Source organism: Bifidobacterium [indicum] DSM 20214 = LMG 11587 (assembly GCF_000706765.1).
Lineage (GTDB): Bacteria > Actinomycetota > Actinomycetes > Actinomycetales > Bifidobacteriaceae > Bombiscardovia > Bombiscardovia coryneformis.
This window is the reverse complement of sequence record NZ_CP006018.1, coordinates 1,414,266-1,428,306: the sequence shown is the minus strand read 5'-3', so window position 1 is coordinate 1,428,306 and position 14,041 is coordinate 1,414,266. Positions and strand designations below refer to the sequence as shown.

Annotated in this window: 11 protein-coding genes and 3 tRNA genes; 11 read left to right on the top strand and 3 right to left on the bottom strand. The window is 60.8% G+C overall.

Annotation, left to right across the window (positions count from 1 at the left end):
• Nucleotides 1–415 precede the first annotated feature (415 nt).
• From nrdF (BINDI_RS05775) to rpmG, 8 genes are all read left to right on the top strand, one after another.
• Nucleotides 416–1,411 carry a class 1b ribonucleoside-diphosphate reductase subunit beta gene (gene nrdF / locus BINDI_RS05775; RefSeq protein WP_051875816.1) on the top strand — a complete coding sequence of 332 codons (996 nt, stop codon included), beginning with the start codon at nt 416–418 and terminating at the stop codon, nt 1,409–1,411.
• 177 nt (nt 1,412–1,588) lie between these two features.
• Nucleotides 1,589–2,089: a class Ib ribonucleoside-diphosphate reductase assembly flavoprotein NrdI gene (nrdI, locus tag BINDI_RS05770; protein ID WP_052108975.1), complete on the top strand. Its 501-nt coding sequence runs from the start codon at nt 1,589–1,591 to the stop codon at nt 2,087–2,089.
• A 43-nt stretch (nt 2,090–2,132) separates the two neighbouring features.
• On the top strand, nt 2,133–4,328 hold the full coding sequence (gene nrdE, locus BINDI_RS05765) for a class 1b ribonucleoside-diphosphate reductase subunit alpha (protein ID WP_033490690.1): 2,196 nt from the start codon (nt 2,133–2,135) through the stop codon (nt 4,326–4,328).
• 229 nt (nt 4,329–4,557) lie between these two features.
• On the top strand, nt 4,558–5,553 hold the full coding sequence (gene nrdF, locus BINDI_RS05760) for a class 1b ribonucleoside-diphosphate reductase subunit beta (protein ID WP_033490689.1): 996 nt from the start codon (nt 4,558–4,560) through the stop codon (nt 5,551–5,553).
• Between the two features lie 118 nt (nt 5,554–5,671).
• Nucleotides 5,672–5,753: transfer RNA gene (locus tag BINDI_RS05755), tRNA-Tyr, on the top strand.
• A gap of 1 nt (nt 5,754) precedes the next feature.
• Nucleotides 5,755–5,826 (top strand) — tRNA-Thr (locus tag BINDI_RS05750).
• A 4-nt stretch (nt 5,827–5,830) separates the two neighbouring features.
• Nucleotides 5,831–5,904 (top strand) — tRNA-Met (locus BINDI_RS05745).
• Between the two features lie 46 nt (nt 5,905–5,950).
• Nucleotides 5,951–6,118 (top strand): 50S ribosomal protein L33, encoded by a 168-nt coding sequence (gene rpmG / locus BINDI_RS07340; RefSeq protein WP_081830819.1) that lies wholly within the window; start codon nt 5,951–5,953, stop codon nt 6,116–6,118.
• A 92-nt stretch (nt 6,119–6,210) separates the two neighbouring features.
• On the opposite strand, the gene BINDI_RS05740 is transcribed toward rpmG, so the two are convergent.
• Nucleotides 6,211–7,542 (bottom strand): O-acetylhomoserine aminocarboxypropyltransferase/cysteine synthase family protein, encoded by a 1,332-nt coding sequence (locus tag BINDI_RS05740; RefSeq protein WP_033490998.1) that lies wholly within the window; start codon nt 7,540–7,542, stop codon nt 6,211–6,213.
• 246 nt (nt 7,543–7,788) lie between these two features.
• Here BINDI_RS05740 and BINDI_RS05735 point away from each other — a divergent pair, with 246 nt between their 5' ends.
• The 3 genes from BINDI_RS05735 to eda all read left to right on the top strand — a co-directional run bounded on the left by BINDI_RS05735 (nt 7,789) and on the right by eda (nt 11,088).
• Complete coding sequence (locus tag BINDI_RS05735; protein ID WP_052108856.1) at nt 7,789–9,042, top strand: FAD-binding protein; 1,254 nt, start codon at nt 7,789–7,791, stop codon at nt 9,040–9,042.
• Nucleotides 9,043–9,336: 294 nt separating this feature from the next.
• A complete protein-coding gene (locus BINDI_RS05730; protein ID WP_052108855.1) occupies nt 9,337–10,368 on the top strand; it encodes a sugar kinase in 1,032 nt (343 codons plus the stop codon).
• 54 nt (nt 10,369–10,422) lie between these two features.
• A complete protein-coding gene (gene eda, locus BINDI_RS05725) occupies nt 10,423–11,088 on the top strand; it encodes a bifunctional 4-hydroxy-2-oxoglutarate aldolase/2-dehydro-3-deoxy-phosphogluconate aldolase (RefSeq protein ID WP_052108854.1) in 666 nt (221 codons plus the stop codon).
• Nucleotides 11,089–11,173: 85 nt separating this feature from the next.
• Here the strand turns inward: eda and BINDI_RS05720 are convergent, their stop codons facing one another.
• Both BINDI_RS05720 and BINDI_RS05715 read right to left on the bottom strand, forming a co-directional pair.
• On the bottom strand, nt 11,174–12,301 hold the full coding sequence (locus tag BINDI_RS05720; RefSeq protein WP_033490688.1) for a mannonate dehydratase: 1,128 nt from the start codon (nt 12,299–12,301) through the stop codon (nt 11,174–11,176).
• 90 nt (nt 12,302–12,391) lie between these two features.
• Nucleotides 12,392–14,035: a mannitol dehydrogenase family protein gene (locus BINDI_RS05715; protein WP_033490687.1), complete on the bottom strand. Its 1,644-nt coding sequence runs from the start codon at nt 14,033–14,035 to the stop codon at nt 12,392–12,394.
• Nucleotides 14,036–14,041 lie beyond the last annotated feature (6 nt).

The window sequence follows — 14,041 nt, the reverse complement described above, 5'->3', positions numbered from 1 at the left end:
CGGGCGGTCAAGGGAGACCGCCCGGCTCTGTATGCGCTGGCATGGCCCTTTTCTGTCCTTCGCTTTTCCCCCTCTGTTTATGGCTTGTGGAACAGGGATGCCAGGTCCCGAACAGCCAATCTTTGAGGGGTCGAAGTTTTTGTTAGGTTTCTCACAAGCTGCCATAAACACCCGCTTTTAGGCTTGTGTCCGCTCTTGGGAGCCTATATATTGTGGTTGCCTGCACTGGAGATAACAATATCTAGTGCCTGTACGGCAGTAGCCCTATCCATATCCGTCTGTTGCAGGGTACGTCCAAGGACTGCTGCGGACGAGAACCATATGAGCGGGGGTAGAAGACGTTATGAAAGGTAGGACGGACATGAGTGCGAAAATCGAGACCGAGGCAGCCGGGGCCTATGCGGATGATGCGATGATGAAGGCCTCCATTACCCCGCCCGAGTACCGGGTCAATCCCGAGGGCAGGGTCCGACCGGTCAATTGGAACCACATCACCGATGAGAAGGACCTGGAGGTCTGGAATCGCCTGGTCTCCAACTTCTGGCTCCCCGAAAAGGTTCCTCTGTCCAATGACATTCCCTCCTGGAATGGTCTGACCGAGCATGAGCGGCAGACCACGGTCCGGGTCTTCACCGGTCTGACCATGCTGGATACCACCCAGGCCACCATCGGAGAGCTGGTTCAGATAGATCATGCCCGCACCGAGCAGGAGCAGGCCATCTATACCAATATCGCCTTCATGCAGTCGGTCCATGCCCGGTCCTACTCGTCGGTCTTCTCCACCCTCTGCTCCAGTGACGAGATCGACAGGGCCTATCGCTGGGCCGTGGCCAATGACGTCCTCCAGGAGCGGGTCCATGCGGTCCTGCAGGAGTATGTCAGCGATGATCCGTTGAAGCGCAAGGTGGCTTCCACCATGCTCTCCTCCCTCATGCTCTATGCCGGGTTCTATCTGCCGCTGTATTTCTCCAGTCACGCCAAGCTGATGAACACGGCTGATATGATTCGCCTGATTCTGCGCGACAAGGCCATTCATGGCTACTACTCCGGTTATAAGTTCCAGCGGGGCCTGGAGGATAGGACCGAGGGTGACCGCGTCATGCTGGAGAAGTTCACCAATGACCTTCTCGACAGGCTCTATGACATGGAGATGGTCTACTCGGGCCAGATCTATGAGGGGTTCCCCTTTGTGGACGATGTCTTCGCCTTTGTTCGGTACAACGCCAACAAGGCGCTGATGAACCTGGGCTATCCGGCACGGTTCGGATCGGACCAGACCGCTGTCAGTTCGGAGATTCTGGCCGCACTGTCTCCGTCGGCCAATGAGAATCACGATTTCTTCTCCGGGTCCGGGTCATCCTATGTCATGGGACATTCGGAGTCCACGGATGACGGCGACTGGGATTTCTGAAATATTGCCCGGGATGGGCATCTATGTGAGATGAAGAACAGTTGGCACAATATGTGGTGCTCGTTTTGCGGCGAGTCCCCATATATAGTAGTTGAGGCTTCCTGATTTGAAGGCAGGGAGCACGCAGGTTTTATCCGGGGAGATCCGGAGGCTTCAGGAGGTCATCGTATGTCGGATATGGCGAAACCGGGTCCAGTCGGGTCGGGGGGCCAGGGGGAGGTCAGCCCTCCGGAGCTGGCTGCAAAGGGGGACCGTGTAGGGTCGGTGGTCTATTTCTCCTCGGCCTCGCAGAACACGGCCAGATTCATCGCCAATTGCCATCTGGAGGATGAGGGGATTGATGTGTTCCGAATCCCCCTCCGTCCCAAGGATCCTGAGCTCAAGGTGAACCAACCTTACATTCTGGTGGTGCCGACCTATGGTGGCGGTTCGGCCAAGAAGGCGGTCATGCCCCAGATAAAGCGCTTCCTCAACGATCCGCAGAACCGGGCCTGCATCCGTGGGGTCATCGCTTCGGGCAACACCAACTTCGGCGACGCCTTCTGCATGGCCGGTGACATCATCTCACGCAAGTGCCAGGTGCCCTTCCTCTACTATTTCGAACTCATGGGCACCAAGGAAGACGAAGACAAGGTCCGTAAGGGTGTGCTCGACTTCTTCCACAATCATCCTGAATAAAAACAACAAGACACCGATACAGACAAGCCAGGAAAGGACGCAGATGGGCGCCTACGACGATACTTCGCTCAGTTTGGACAAGACGGGGACCCGTGAGGAGCAGGACCATGATCCAGCGCATGACTATCATGCGCTGAACGCCATGCTCAACCTCTATGACGCGGATGGCAGGATCCAATTCAACAAGGACAAGGAGGCCGAGCGCCAGTATGTCACCCACCATGTGGCTGCCAACACCATGGCCTTCCCCTCCACGGCCGAGCGGCTCAGGTATCTGCTGGATAACGAGTACTACGATCGGAAGGTCTTCGAGCGTTACACCCCCGAGTTCCTGGACAGGATCTACGACCACGCAGCCAAAAGCGGATTCGAGTTCGATACCTTCCTGGGTGCCTTCAAGTTCTATACCTCCTATGCGCTGAAGAGCTTTGACGGCAAGCAGTACCTTGAGGACTTCCCCCAGCGTTCAGTGGCCGTGGCCCTGGAGCTGGCGGATGGTGACGAGGACGCGGCAATCAAGTATGCGGATGAGATCATCTCCGGCCGCTTCCAGCCCGCCACGCCCACCTTCCTGAACCTGGGCAAGGCTCAGAGGGGGGAGCCGGTCTCCTGCTTCCTGGTGCGTATCGAAGACAATATGGAGTCCATCTCCCGTGGCGTCAATGCCGCCCTCCAGCTCTCCAAGCGCGGCGGCGGCGTCGCCCTTCTCCTCAGCAATCTGCGCGAGATGGGCGCACCCATCAAGCACATCGAGAACCAGTCCAGCGGCGTGGTGCCGGTTATGAAGCTCCTGGAGGACTCCTTCTCCTACGCCAACCAGCTTGGTGCCCGTCAGGGTGCAGGTGCCGTTTATCTTTCGGCCCACCATCCCGATATCATGCGCTTCCTGGATACCAAGCGTGAGAACGCGGACGAGAAGATTCGCATCAAGTCCCTCGCCCTGGGCGTGGTCATTCCCGACATCACCTTCGAGCTGGCCAAGCAGAGGGCCCCCATGGCCCTCTTCTCCCCCTACGATGTGGAGAGGATCTACGGGAAGCCCTTCGCGGACATCTCCATCAGCGAGCACTACGATGAGATGGTCAAGGACAAGCGAATCCACAAGAAGTACATCGACGCCCGTGACTTCTTCATGACCCTGGCCGAGATCCAGTTCGAGTCCGGTTACCCCTACATCCTCTTTGAGGACACGGTCAATAAGGCCAACCCGATTGACGGGCGCATCACCATGTCGAACCTCTGCTCGGAGATTCTTCAGGTCCAGGAGCCCAGCACCTATACCGAGAACCTTGACTACGACCATGTCGGTCGCGACATTTCCTGCAACCTGGGGTCCCTCAACATCGCCAAGGCCATGGATGGTGGTCTGGCCGACACGGTGGAGACCTCGGTGCGGGCCCTGACCTCGGTGGCGGACCATACCAACATCGAGGCCGTCCCCTCCATCAAGCGGGGCAACGATGAGGGTCACGCCATCGGTCTGGGGCAGATGAACCTCCATGGATTCCTGGCCCGTGAGGGAATTCACTACGGGTCCGAGGAGGGGTTGGACTTTACGGACATGTACTTCATGACCGTTGCCTACCACTCTTACAAGGCCTCGCATAGGATTGCCGTCGAGCGGGGGAAGGCCTTCGATTCCTTCCCCAGGTCCGACTATGCCAAGCCGGCCGGGCAGGGGAACTACTTCGATAAGTACACGGATGGCCGCAGGTCCCTGGAACCCAGAACCCAGCGGGTCAAGGATCTCTTCAACCAGTACGGGGTGGAGATTCCCACCGTCGAGGATTGGAAGCAGCTCCAGGCGGACATCCTCAAGGACGGCATCTACAACCAGAACCTCCAGGCCGTTCCCCCCACCGGTTCGATTTCATACATCAACCACTCAACCAGCTCCATCCACCCGATTGCCTCCAAGATCGAGATTCGCAAGGAGGGTAAGATCGGGCGCGTCTACTATCCGGCTCCCTATATGACCAATGAGAACCTTGAGTACTTCGAGGATGCCTATGAGATTGGTTGGCAGAAGATAGTGGATACCTATGCCGAGGCCACCCAGCATGTGGACCAGGGGCTCTCGCTGACCCTCTTCTTCCCCGATACGGCCACCACCCGTGACCTGAACAAGGCCCAGATCTACGCCTGGCGCAAGGGGATCAAGACCCTCTACTACATCCGCATCCGCCAGCAGGCCCTGGAGGGTACCGAGGTCGAGGGCTGCGTCAGCTGCATGCTCTGACCCCTGCGGGTCCGCCACCTCGGACCGCTACCGTGACCGGCTCCGCCCCTTTTGGGACGGGCCGGTCGCCCTCTGTCATGGCCCTGCATGTCGGTTCGTCCGATAGACTGGTCATTCCACCCGATGCCCGCCAGGCCGCGCCCCCGGTCGTCGGAATCAAACGTTGACTTATATAGAAGTAGTCAGGGCCGGTTTTAAGCCCGTCCCACCCAATAAAAGGAGCGTCATCATGGTCCCACCTATTTCCATCCCGCGCCAGCCGCTGAAACTGATCGATCGGGTCACCGCCATCAACTGGAACCGCCTGGAGGATGATAAGGACCTGGAGGTCTGGGACCGTCTTACCGGTAACTTCTGGCTGCCCGAGAAGGTTCCGGTCAGCAATGATCTGCCCTCCTGGCAGGCCATGACCGAAGAGGAGCACACGCTGACCATGCGTGTCTTCACCGGCTTGACCCTCCTCGACACCATCCAGGGCACGGTGGGCGCCGTCAGTCTGATCCCTGATGCCCTGACCCCGCACGAGGAGGCTGTCTACACCAACATCTCCTTCATGGAATCGGTGCATGCCAAGTCCTACTCCTCCATCTTCTCCACCCTGGCCTCCACCCCCGAGATCGATGCGGCCTTCCAGTGGAGCGAAGAGAACGAGTTCCTTCAGCGCAAGGCCCAGATCGTTCTGAACTATTACGAGGGTGACAACCCCCTGAAGCGCAAGGTGGCCTCCACCCTGCTGGAGTCCTTCCTCTTCTATTCCGGCTTCTATCTGCCCATGTACTTCTCCAGCCATGCCAAGCTGACCAACACGGCCGACCTGATCCGCCTCATCATCCGGGACGAGGCCGTGCACGGGTATTACATCGGGTACAAGTACCAGAAGGGCCTGGCCAAGGTCTCCGAGTCCGAGCGACAGGTCATGAGCGACTATACCTACGAACTCCTGGGTGACCTTTACGACAACGAGGTGGAGTACACGGAGAGTCTGTACTCGGGTGTGGGCCTGGTCGACGATGTGGAGAAGTTCCTGCGGTACAACGGAAACAAGGCGCTGATGAACCTGGGCTATCCCGCCCTCTTCCCCGCCGACACCACCGATGTGAACCCGGCCATCATCGCCTCGCTGAGCCCCAACGCCGACGAGAACCACGATTTCTTCTCCGGTTCCGGGTCCTCCTATGTCATGGGGAAGGCCGTGGAAACCGACGACGACGATTGGGACTTCTGAGTTCTGAGGATATTGCTCCAAGCAACCTGCGACACGGGGTTGGTTGGACTTGCGAAAAAAAACAAAACGTGTCATTATAGGCAAGTTGTCGTACGGAACCTTGGTTTTAGTGCGGCATGGCGGATTTCCCAAGCGGTCAAAGGGAGCTGACTGTAAATCAGCCGCGTAATGCTTCAGTGGTTCGAATCCACTATCCGCCACGCCTCGGTAGCTCAGTGGCAGAGCACTTCCTTGGTAAGGAAGAGGTCGTGAGTCCGATTCTCACCCGAGGCTCTCTGGCGGGGTAGCTCAGCTGGCTAGAGCGTACGACTCATAATCGTAAGGTCAAGAGTTCGAGTCTCTTCCTCGCTACTGTGGCCGACATACGTCGGTCGTGCAACGACTATAGAGGTGAACCATGGCAAAAGCCGCAGATATCCGTCCTGGCATTACGCTGGCGTGCACCGAGTGCAAGGAGCGTAATTACATTACGACCAAGAACCGTCGTAACACTCCTGACCGTCTGGAGCTCAAGAAGTTCTGCCCGCGTTGCGGCAAGCACACGCTGCATCGCGAGACCCGTTGATTGCATAGCGCTTACGGAAAAGGACCCGGTCATCTGGCCGGGTCCTTTCATATTCTCCCTGGAATGGGATTTGGCGATCCTGGTCGCCTGGCTCAGTCCCAGTCCTGATAGGCCACGGCGAAGGCCTGATCCAGGTCGGCGATCAGATCGTCGGGGCTCTCCAGACCCACGGATATTCGAATCAGATCGTCACTCACTCCGGCGCTGAGGCGGTATGGCCCGGGGACCTCGCGGTGGGTGATGCGCGCCGGGTCCACAATCAGGGTCCTGCAGTCACCGATGTTGGGCATGTAGGCCAGGAGATGGACCGAGTCCACGATTCGCTTCACCTGCTCATATCCACCCCGGACCTTGAAGGAGAGGATCGTGCCTACTCCCTTGGGCAGCATGGTCGAGGACAGACGGTCCTGCAGGTCCGCATCGCCCCTGTGCCGGCCCTCGGGAATGCCCGAGTAGTTGACATACTCCACCTGGGGGATGCTCAAGAGGTGACGGGCCAGGGTTTCCGCCGTCCTCACCTGGGTGGTGACCCGTTGGGCCAGGGTCTCCAGCCCAGTCAGCTGCAGGTAGGCCGTGAAGGGGCTCATGACCGCCCCGAAGGTGTGGAGATACTTGGTGTGGACCCTGTTGAGGAAGGCCAGGCTGCCGAAGGCATCGAGGAAACTGACCATGGATCCGCGGCGCTCGTCGCTGATGATCAGCTCAGGCTGGGTCATTTGAGGGTACCGTCCGTTGCCCCAGTCGAACCGTCCGGCATCGATGACCACGCCTCCCAGTGCGTTGCCGTGCCCTGCGACCCCCTTGGTGGTGGAGTGGACGACTATATCAGCCCCGAAGTCAATGGGATTGAGCAGGTATGGGGTGGGGACCGTATTGTCGATGATCAGGGCGATCCCGTGCCGGTGAGCCAGGTCCGCCAGTCCCGGTATGTCGGCTATCGCCGTGGACGGGTTGGATACGGACTCGGCGAAGATGGCCCTGGTGTCATCCCTGATGAAGGATTCCACCGCATCGAGATCGTTGATGTCTTCGACGAAGTCGGTCTCGATGCCGAAGTTGGGGAAGAAGGTCTTCATGGCATCCACCGAGGTTCCGTAGAGGTCGACCGGTGAAATCAGCCTCCCGCCACCTTCGGCCGCACAGAGGAGTGCCGATGATACGGCGGCCATGCCCGAGGCCATGGCCACGGCCCCCTTGCCTCCCTCCAGACTGGACATACGGTCCTCCAGGACCTTGACCGTCGGATTGGACAGGCGTGAGTAGGAGAACCCTTCGATTTCGCCGGCAGCCAGGGCATCGCCCCGGTTGGCGGTGACCATGTCAAAGGCGGCCGACTGGTAGATGGGAACGCTGGCCGAGCCCCCTCCCTGGCTTCGACAGTCGTAGCCGCCATGGACGGCCCTGGTCGCAAATCCTTGGCTCATGGCGGTCAACCCCTCTTCATGTGATGGAAGCACCCATTTCACTCATTTATCAAACCCTCTTCAGGCGGCTGCGGCAACGGCACCACCATAGATGTTCCTTATAGGGCGTTATCGAGGGCGTATATTTCGTCAGTCGGACCATCCGGTGGGGGAGTGGTCGTGAATGGTAAGCCGATTGATGCTGCAATCGGCGGCCGCCTACGTGTCTGGAGCCACTCTCCGGTGCGCGATGATACAGTGAAAGACATGCCAGAAGCATCTTCCACCAAGGCCTCCACTCCAACCTTTGCCGATATCACCACCATGGGTGTGGGAGGGCGGATTGCATCCTTCGTCCAACCCCATGACAGGGTCGGGCTGATCGAAGCGGTGGAGAACGCCGATTCCAATGGTCTGCCGCTCTGTATGATCGGCGGCGGGTCCAACCTCCTGGTTTCGGACAAGGACTTCCCGGGGGTGGTGGTGCGCGATACCCGACAAGGCATCTCGGTTCCTGACGAGGTGGCGCCCCCGGAGGGTGGGGACCCCACTGTCCACATCAATGCCCCGGCCGGGACCAACTGGGATGACCTGGTCTCCTACTGTGTCCGGATGCATCTGATCGGTATCGAGGGACTGTCGGGGATACCCGGAACGGTCGGCGCCTCGGTTGTTCAGAACATCGGTGCCTACGGACAGGAGGTCGGCGGCCTTGTCGACTCTGTCGAGGTCTGGGACCGTCGGGACAAGGTAACCGCCTATCTCAAGGCTGCGGATCTGAACTTCGGCTACAGGACCTCCCTTCTCAAGCAGACCATGTATCAGGCCCCGGCCGTTCCCGATGACCACTTCTTCCCGACACCACGGTATGTGGTCCTTTCGGTCACCCTGGTCCTGCGGCACGGTTCGTCCGCCCGGGTGGGCTCAGCCCAGCTGGCCAAGGCCCTGGGTGTGGAACCCGGGTCCTCCCTTCCTTTGGAACGGATTCGCCAGGCGGTGCTGACCGTCAGGGCAGGCAAGGGGATGCTGGAGGACCCCTATCGCTATCTGACCGACTGGATGGGAGGTTGCCGAAGGGCGTCCGATCTGGAAGAGGCCTTGGCCGCTGTCCAGGGTGACCTCCAAGGTCCACGGGGTGAGCGGGTGCTCCTTGACCGCCACAGTTGCGGCAGCTTCTTCACCAATCCGATCGTCACCCGTGAGGTTGCGGATGCCCTGCCGACGGATGCCCCACGCTATTTCGTCGACGCCGTACACAGCGACCCGGCTGCCGGTCCATCCTTGGTCAAAACCTCGGCGGCCTGGCTGATCGACCATTCCGGTTTCCATAAGGGATTCTCTCTCGGGGAGGGGTCTGCTGCCGCCCTGTCCGACATGCACACCCTGGCCCTGACCAACCGGGGAGGGGCCGGGTCCGATGATCTGGTGGCCCTTGCCCGGACCATCCAGGAGGGGGTGGATCGCACCTTCGGCATCCACCTGGTTCCCGAGCCCGTCACTCCTGGCATCAACCTGGCTTGACAGCCCCGGCGAATACTGCGCGTACGGGCGAGAGCCGTGTGGATGCCGATTTCGCGCGGCCCTCGTCTCTCTTCGGTTTTCTCGTGTTTCCCGCCCCTGAGCCTTATGTGCCTGCGGGTCTGATTTCCTCTCCTGCCATAGCTGTCGGGGCAAGCAACAGCTGGCAACTTATTCCTCCGCCATCCTTCGGCCGCATAGCTTGAAAACAGCAGCGGACGTGTCAGGTCGTCCCCGCGTCGGCGCGGGATGTGACGGACCTGTTGGGTCCATCGGTCCTTGGCATGGAGGAATGGTATGGCGGCTTCCCACGACATGGTTGTCAGCGGTGTCCGTCCCGGAAAGGTCCTTCTGGTTGGCGAGAGCATGGGGCTTTTCTCGGCAGGTGAGGAAGGCCCATGCAGTGAGGTTGGGTCCTTCAGGGCATCAGTGGCCGGTGCGGAACTCAACGTTGCGGTCGGCCTGGAGCGGCTGGGTCAGCACCCGGTCTATATGACACGCCTCGGTTCCGATCCGATCGGAGATCGGATTCGATGCTTCATGCGCCAGAACGATCTGGATACCTCATTGGTGGGTACGGATGCCTCCCGTTCCACCGGCTTCATGATGAAGTCCAAGGTAGAGCGGGGCGACCCCAAGACCTACTACTTCCGCAAGGGGTCGGCGGCTTCGGCCATCAGCCCCTCCGATATCGGATCCATCGATTGCGCGGGTATCTCCCTGATGCATATGACCGGCATCCTACCGGCCCTTTCCACCAGCACCATGGAGGCGAGCGAGGCCCTGATGGATATGTCCCGGGCAAACCGGATCTTCATCTCCTTCGATCCGAACGAACGCCCGGCCCTATGGAAGAGCGACGGGCATATGAGACGGACCCTCCTGTCCCTCTGTGCCAAAGCAGACCTGGTCCTGCCGGGCATCTCCGAAGGCAGGCACCTGTTCGGCCTGGACAAGGTCCGCGATATCGGCCAGGCCTTCATCGACAACGGTGCCCGTTACGCGGTCGTCAAGGACGGGCCGGACGGGGCCTACGCGACGGACGGCCACGAAGGGGTCTACGTTCCGGGTTTCAAGGTGGATGCGGTGGTGGACACGGTCGGTGCCGGTGATGGTTTTGCGGCAGGTGTCCTCTCTGCACTCCTGGAGGGCAGGCCCCTGTCGGAGGCTCTGGAGCGCGGGTGTGCCATCGGCGCCATGCAGACCCAGGTGGTCTCCGATAACGAGGGTCTGCCCACAAGGGCCGAACTGGACGACTTCATGGCCCGCCACGAACGGGCGGATGTCGCGGACGGGACGATTGAGCCGGTCTTGGTCTCCCCGGATTGAGACCCCGCAGAGGAATAAGAGACGAATCCGATTCCACTGAAGAAGGAAACAAGCATGAACGATGTCGAAAAGGCGGCCGTTGCGGAAGACGGAACAGGACTGATCGATCTGATTCGCCGGATCAAGGTGGTCCCCCTGGTCACCCTGCATTCGGTCGAGGAGGCGGTCCCTCTGGCCAAGGCTCTGGCGGCCGGTGGGGTGCCCATCGCCGAGATCACCTTCCGCTCCCCGGCGGCCCTTGAAGGGATGAGGGCCATCCACGACCAGGTGCCTGAGGTGACCCTGGTGGCCGGAACCGTGCACACCGTCGACCAGGCCCGCCAGGCGGTCCGGGTCGGTTGCCGTGGAATCGTCTCGCCGGCTTTCAGCGACGCCGTGGTCGACTGGTGCCTGGGGTCCCTGATTCCGGTGCTGCCCGGAACCGCGACCCCGAGCGACATAGAAAAGGCCTATGACCGCGGTCTGCGCTTCACCAAGTTCTTCCCGGCCGAGGCCTACGGTGGCGTCGGAACCCTCAAGGCGCTCTCCGGTCCTTTCGCTGAGATGAGCTTCCTGCCCACGGGGGGAGTGGGGTTGAAGAACGTTCGCGAGTACATGGCCCTACCCAATGTCTTCGCCGTAGGCGGGAGCTTCCCCGTGCCGTCCCCGGCTCAACGCCGGGGCGATTGGAAGGCCGTTACCGAAGCCTGCGTCCAGGCCCGGCAATTGGTGCAGGACTGACGGGAACCATCCTCCTGGGGTTGACCGGACCTGAGTCGTTCCCCACAAGACCAGTCGGCAACATCAGGCGCAAGCGGATACTTCTTCAACGGTTGTTCCGGTAGGCATCCCAAACGCCGAGCAGATACTGGATGCCCATGGCACGGTCATAGAGGCCGTACCCTGGGCGGGGTCTGCCGGCCTCGGTGTTCTCGCTCCACAAGTGCCGCCCATGGTCGGGGCGGATGTATCCCTGGTAATCAGCCTCGGCGTAAGCCCGCATAATGCCGACGGTGTCCACGTCGCCCTCACTGGCCCGGTGGCCCACCTCGAAGAAAGACCCCTCCTCGTCGGTGAAACGGATGTTGCGGACGTGGCTGAAGTGAATCCTGTCCATGAAGGTCCTGACCGCGTCGACTGCGTCATTCCCCCTCCTGGAGGAGAAGGAACCCAGGCAGAGGCAGAGACCGTTGTAAGGACTGGGATTCAGATCCAGTACCCGCTGGATCCCCTCCTTGCTGGAGACCACGCGCGGCCATCCGAACAGGTCGAAGGCCGGGTCGTCCGGGTGAACGGCCAGCCTGACGTCGTAGCGCTCGCAGGTGGGAATCACGGCATCCAGGAAGTACTTGTAGTTGGCGTACATAAGCTCATGGTCCATCCCCTGGTATGCCTCCATCAGCTCGGGGAGATGGGCCAAACGCTCGGGCTCCCAGCCAGGTACGGTCAGGGCCCCGGCTCCTTTGAGGGTCTCGTCGATGATGCCCTGGGGGCTGAGCTGGTCCACCTGGTGCTGGTTGTAGTACAGGGCCGTCGATCCGTCGGGGCAGGGATGGAACATCTCCGTGCGCAGCCAGTCGAAGACCGGCATGAAGTTGTAGGTAACGACCCTGACCCCGGCCTTGCCCAGGTTGGCCACGGTTTCGATGTAGGCATCGATGGCCTGGTCACGACTCATTCCCAGGACCGTCGACCCGGTCTTGATGGATTCATGGACATTGACCGATTCGACCACATCGGCGTTGAAGGTCTTGGTTATGCCGGCTGCGCGGTCCCTGGCGGAAAGCCCGGTTATCGTGGCCATGGCCTCTTCGATTTCGCCCGGCTGCCAGACCTCCCCGGCCTGCTTGTGGTGGAGGGACCAGACGATGGTTTCCACTCCCGGAATCTGGCGGATGTCATCCAGGCTGATGGTGTCGTTGCCTTCGCCGTACCAGCGGAATCCCATATGCATGTTGCTCTCTCCTTATGGTGGGTCAGGCGGTCCTGACCCTTGTTTCCTGTCCGTGCGACCAGTGGGCCGGGGCCGGAAGGGTTTCGGAATTCACCAGGTGCGTGCGACCTGGTGGAGGGTGCCAGCCACCGCACCCGCGCCCTGGCACATGGCGGCCAGGGCGTCGGTGATTTTGCCTGCCAGCGGAGTGGTGTTCAGATCGGTGCCGAAGACGGATATGTCGGCCAGGATGGGCCGGATGATTGTGGACAGGGTCTCTCTCCCGGCAGAGCCGTTCAGGGGGATGCCGGAGAGGATGCCTTGGAGTTCCTTGAGGCGGGGGTCGGGACTGAGCTTGACCGTCCTCCCGGCGTCGTCGGTTCCCTGTCCGTCCGAGCCGACCAGGAGCCGCAGCCAGGCGGCGATGATCAGGGGGATGGCTTCCAGGGCGCTTGCATCCAAACCATCGGTGCGTAGGTACTTGCTGATGGTGTTTCCGTACCTGACCGGCATCTTCTGGGAGGTGTCGGTGCATATACGGGCGGGCGTATCGGGCAGACCGGGATTGGGTATCCTGATCTCGATTACCCGGCGGAGGAATTCCTTGGGGGAGAAGATGCCCGGGTCCTCGACCACCGGGAGCCCTTCCACATACCCCAGCCGGGTGACCAGGGCCTTGAGGTCCGGGTCGGCGATGGTCTCCGACATGGTCGGATACCCCAGGAGCATCCCGAAAACGGCCAGTGCCGTGTGGAGCGGGTTCAGGCAGGTGGTGACCTTCATCTGGTCGGCGGCGTTGACCGTATCCTTGTCGGTCATGTAGACCCCGGCCTTCTCCAGGAGCGGTCGGCCTGCGGGGAAGTCGTCTTCAACCACCCAGTACCAGGTCTCCTCGGTGTTGGCATAGGGGGCCATGGCGGTCCCCCCTCTGGTTCGGAAGGGTGACATGTCGGCCATGCCCATGGCCTCAAGCCTTCGTCCCACCTCCTGGTCGGGGTTGGGGGTGATCCTGTCAATCATGGTCAGGGGGAAGGTTATCCTCATGTCGTCATCGAGGTAGCCCCCGAAGTCCCGCCCGGCCAGTCCTCTACTGATCCACTCGTCGGCCATTCGCCTGACCGCCTGTCCGAACCTCTCCCCATTCCGGGAGAAGTTGTCGGTGCTGACCAGGGCCAGGGGGAAGGCTCCGGCCTGGTAACGCTCAAGGAGGAGGGCCGTGATGACTCCGATGGCGCTCTTGGCCTTGGTCGGACCCCCCTCGAATTCGGGGGCGATCCAGGGCAGTGCATGCCCCTTGGAATCCACCAGTGCATAGCCCTTCTCGGTGATGGTCGTGGTGACCATCTGCAGGCCGGGATCGCGGAAGACCTGCCTGAGGTCCTGGAAGGATTCGGGGTTCTCTCCCAGAGGGTAGGTGCCCGCCACGGAAGCGATCAGGGCGGCATCCATGGACCCGTCCGCCCTCAGGATGACCTGGAGAAAACGGTTGTCGAAGGGGGTATAGGCCTGGTCGATGATGGACGGGTCGAAGGACTCGGCCACCAGGATTCCCCGATCGGTGGCGCCCAGGTCCAGGAGCCTCTGGGCGATTGGGGCGTGAACGGCCCTGAAGAGGTTGCCGGCCCCGAAATGGACCCAGACGGGTGACTGGTTGGTGGCCTGGCGCATTGCGGTGGTATCGAATGCAGGCAGGGTTACTCCGGCTTCCTGCCAGGCTGCGGTCTCGCTGTTCATATCGTCGTCCAGGTGAAGCATCGGCGC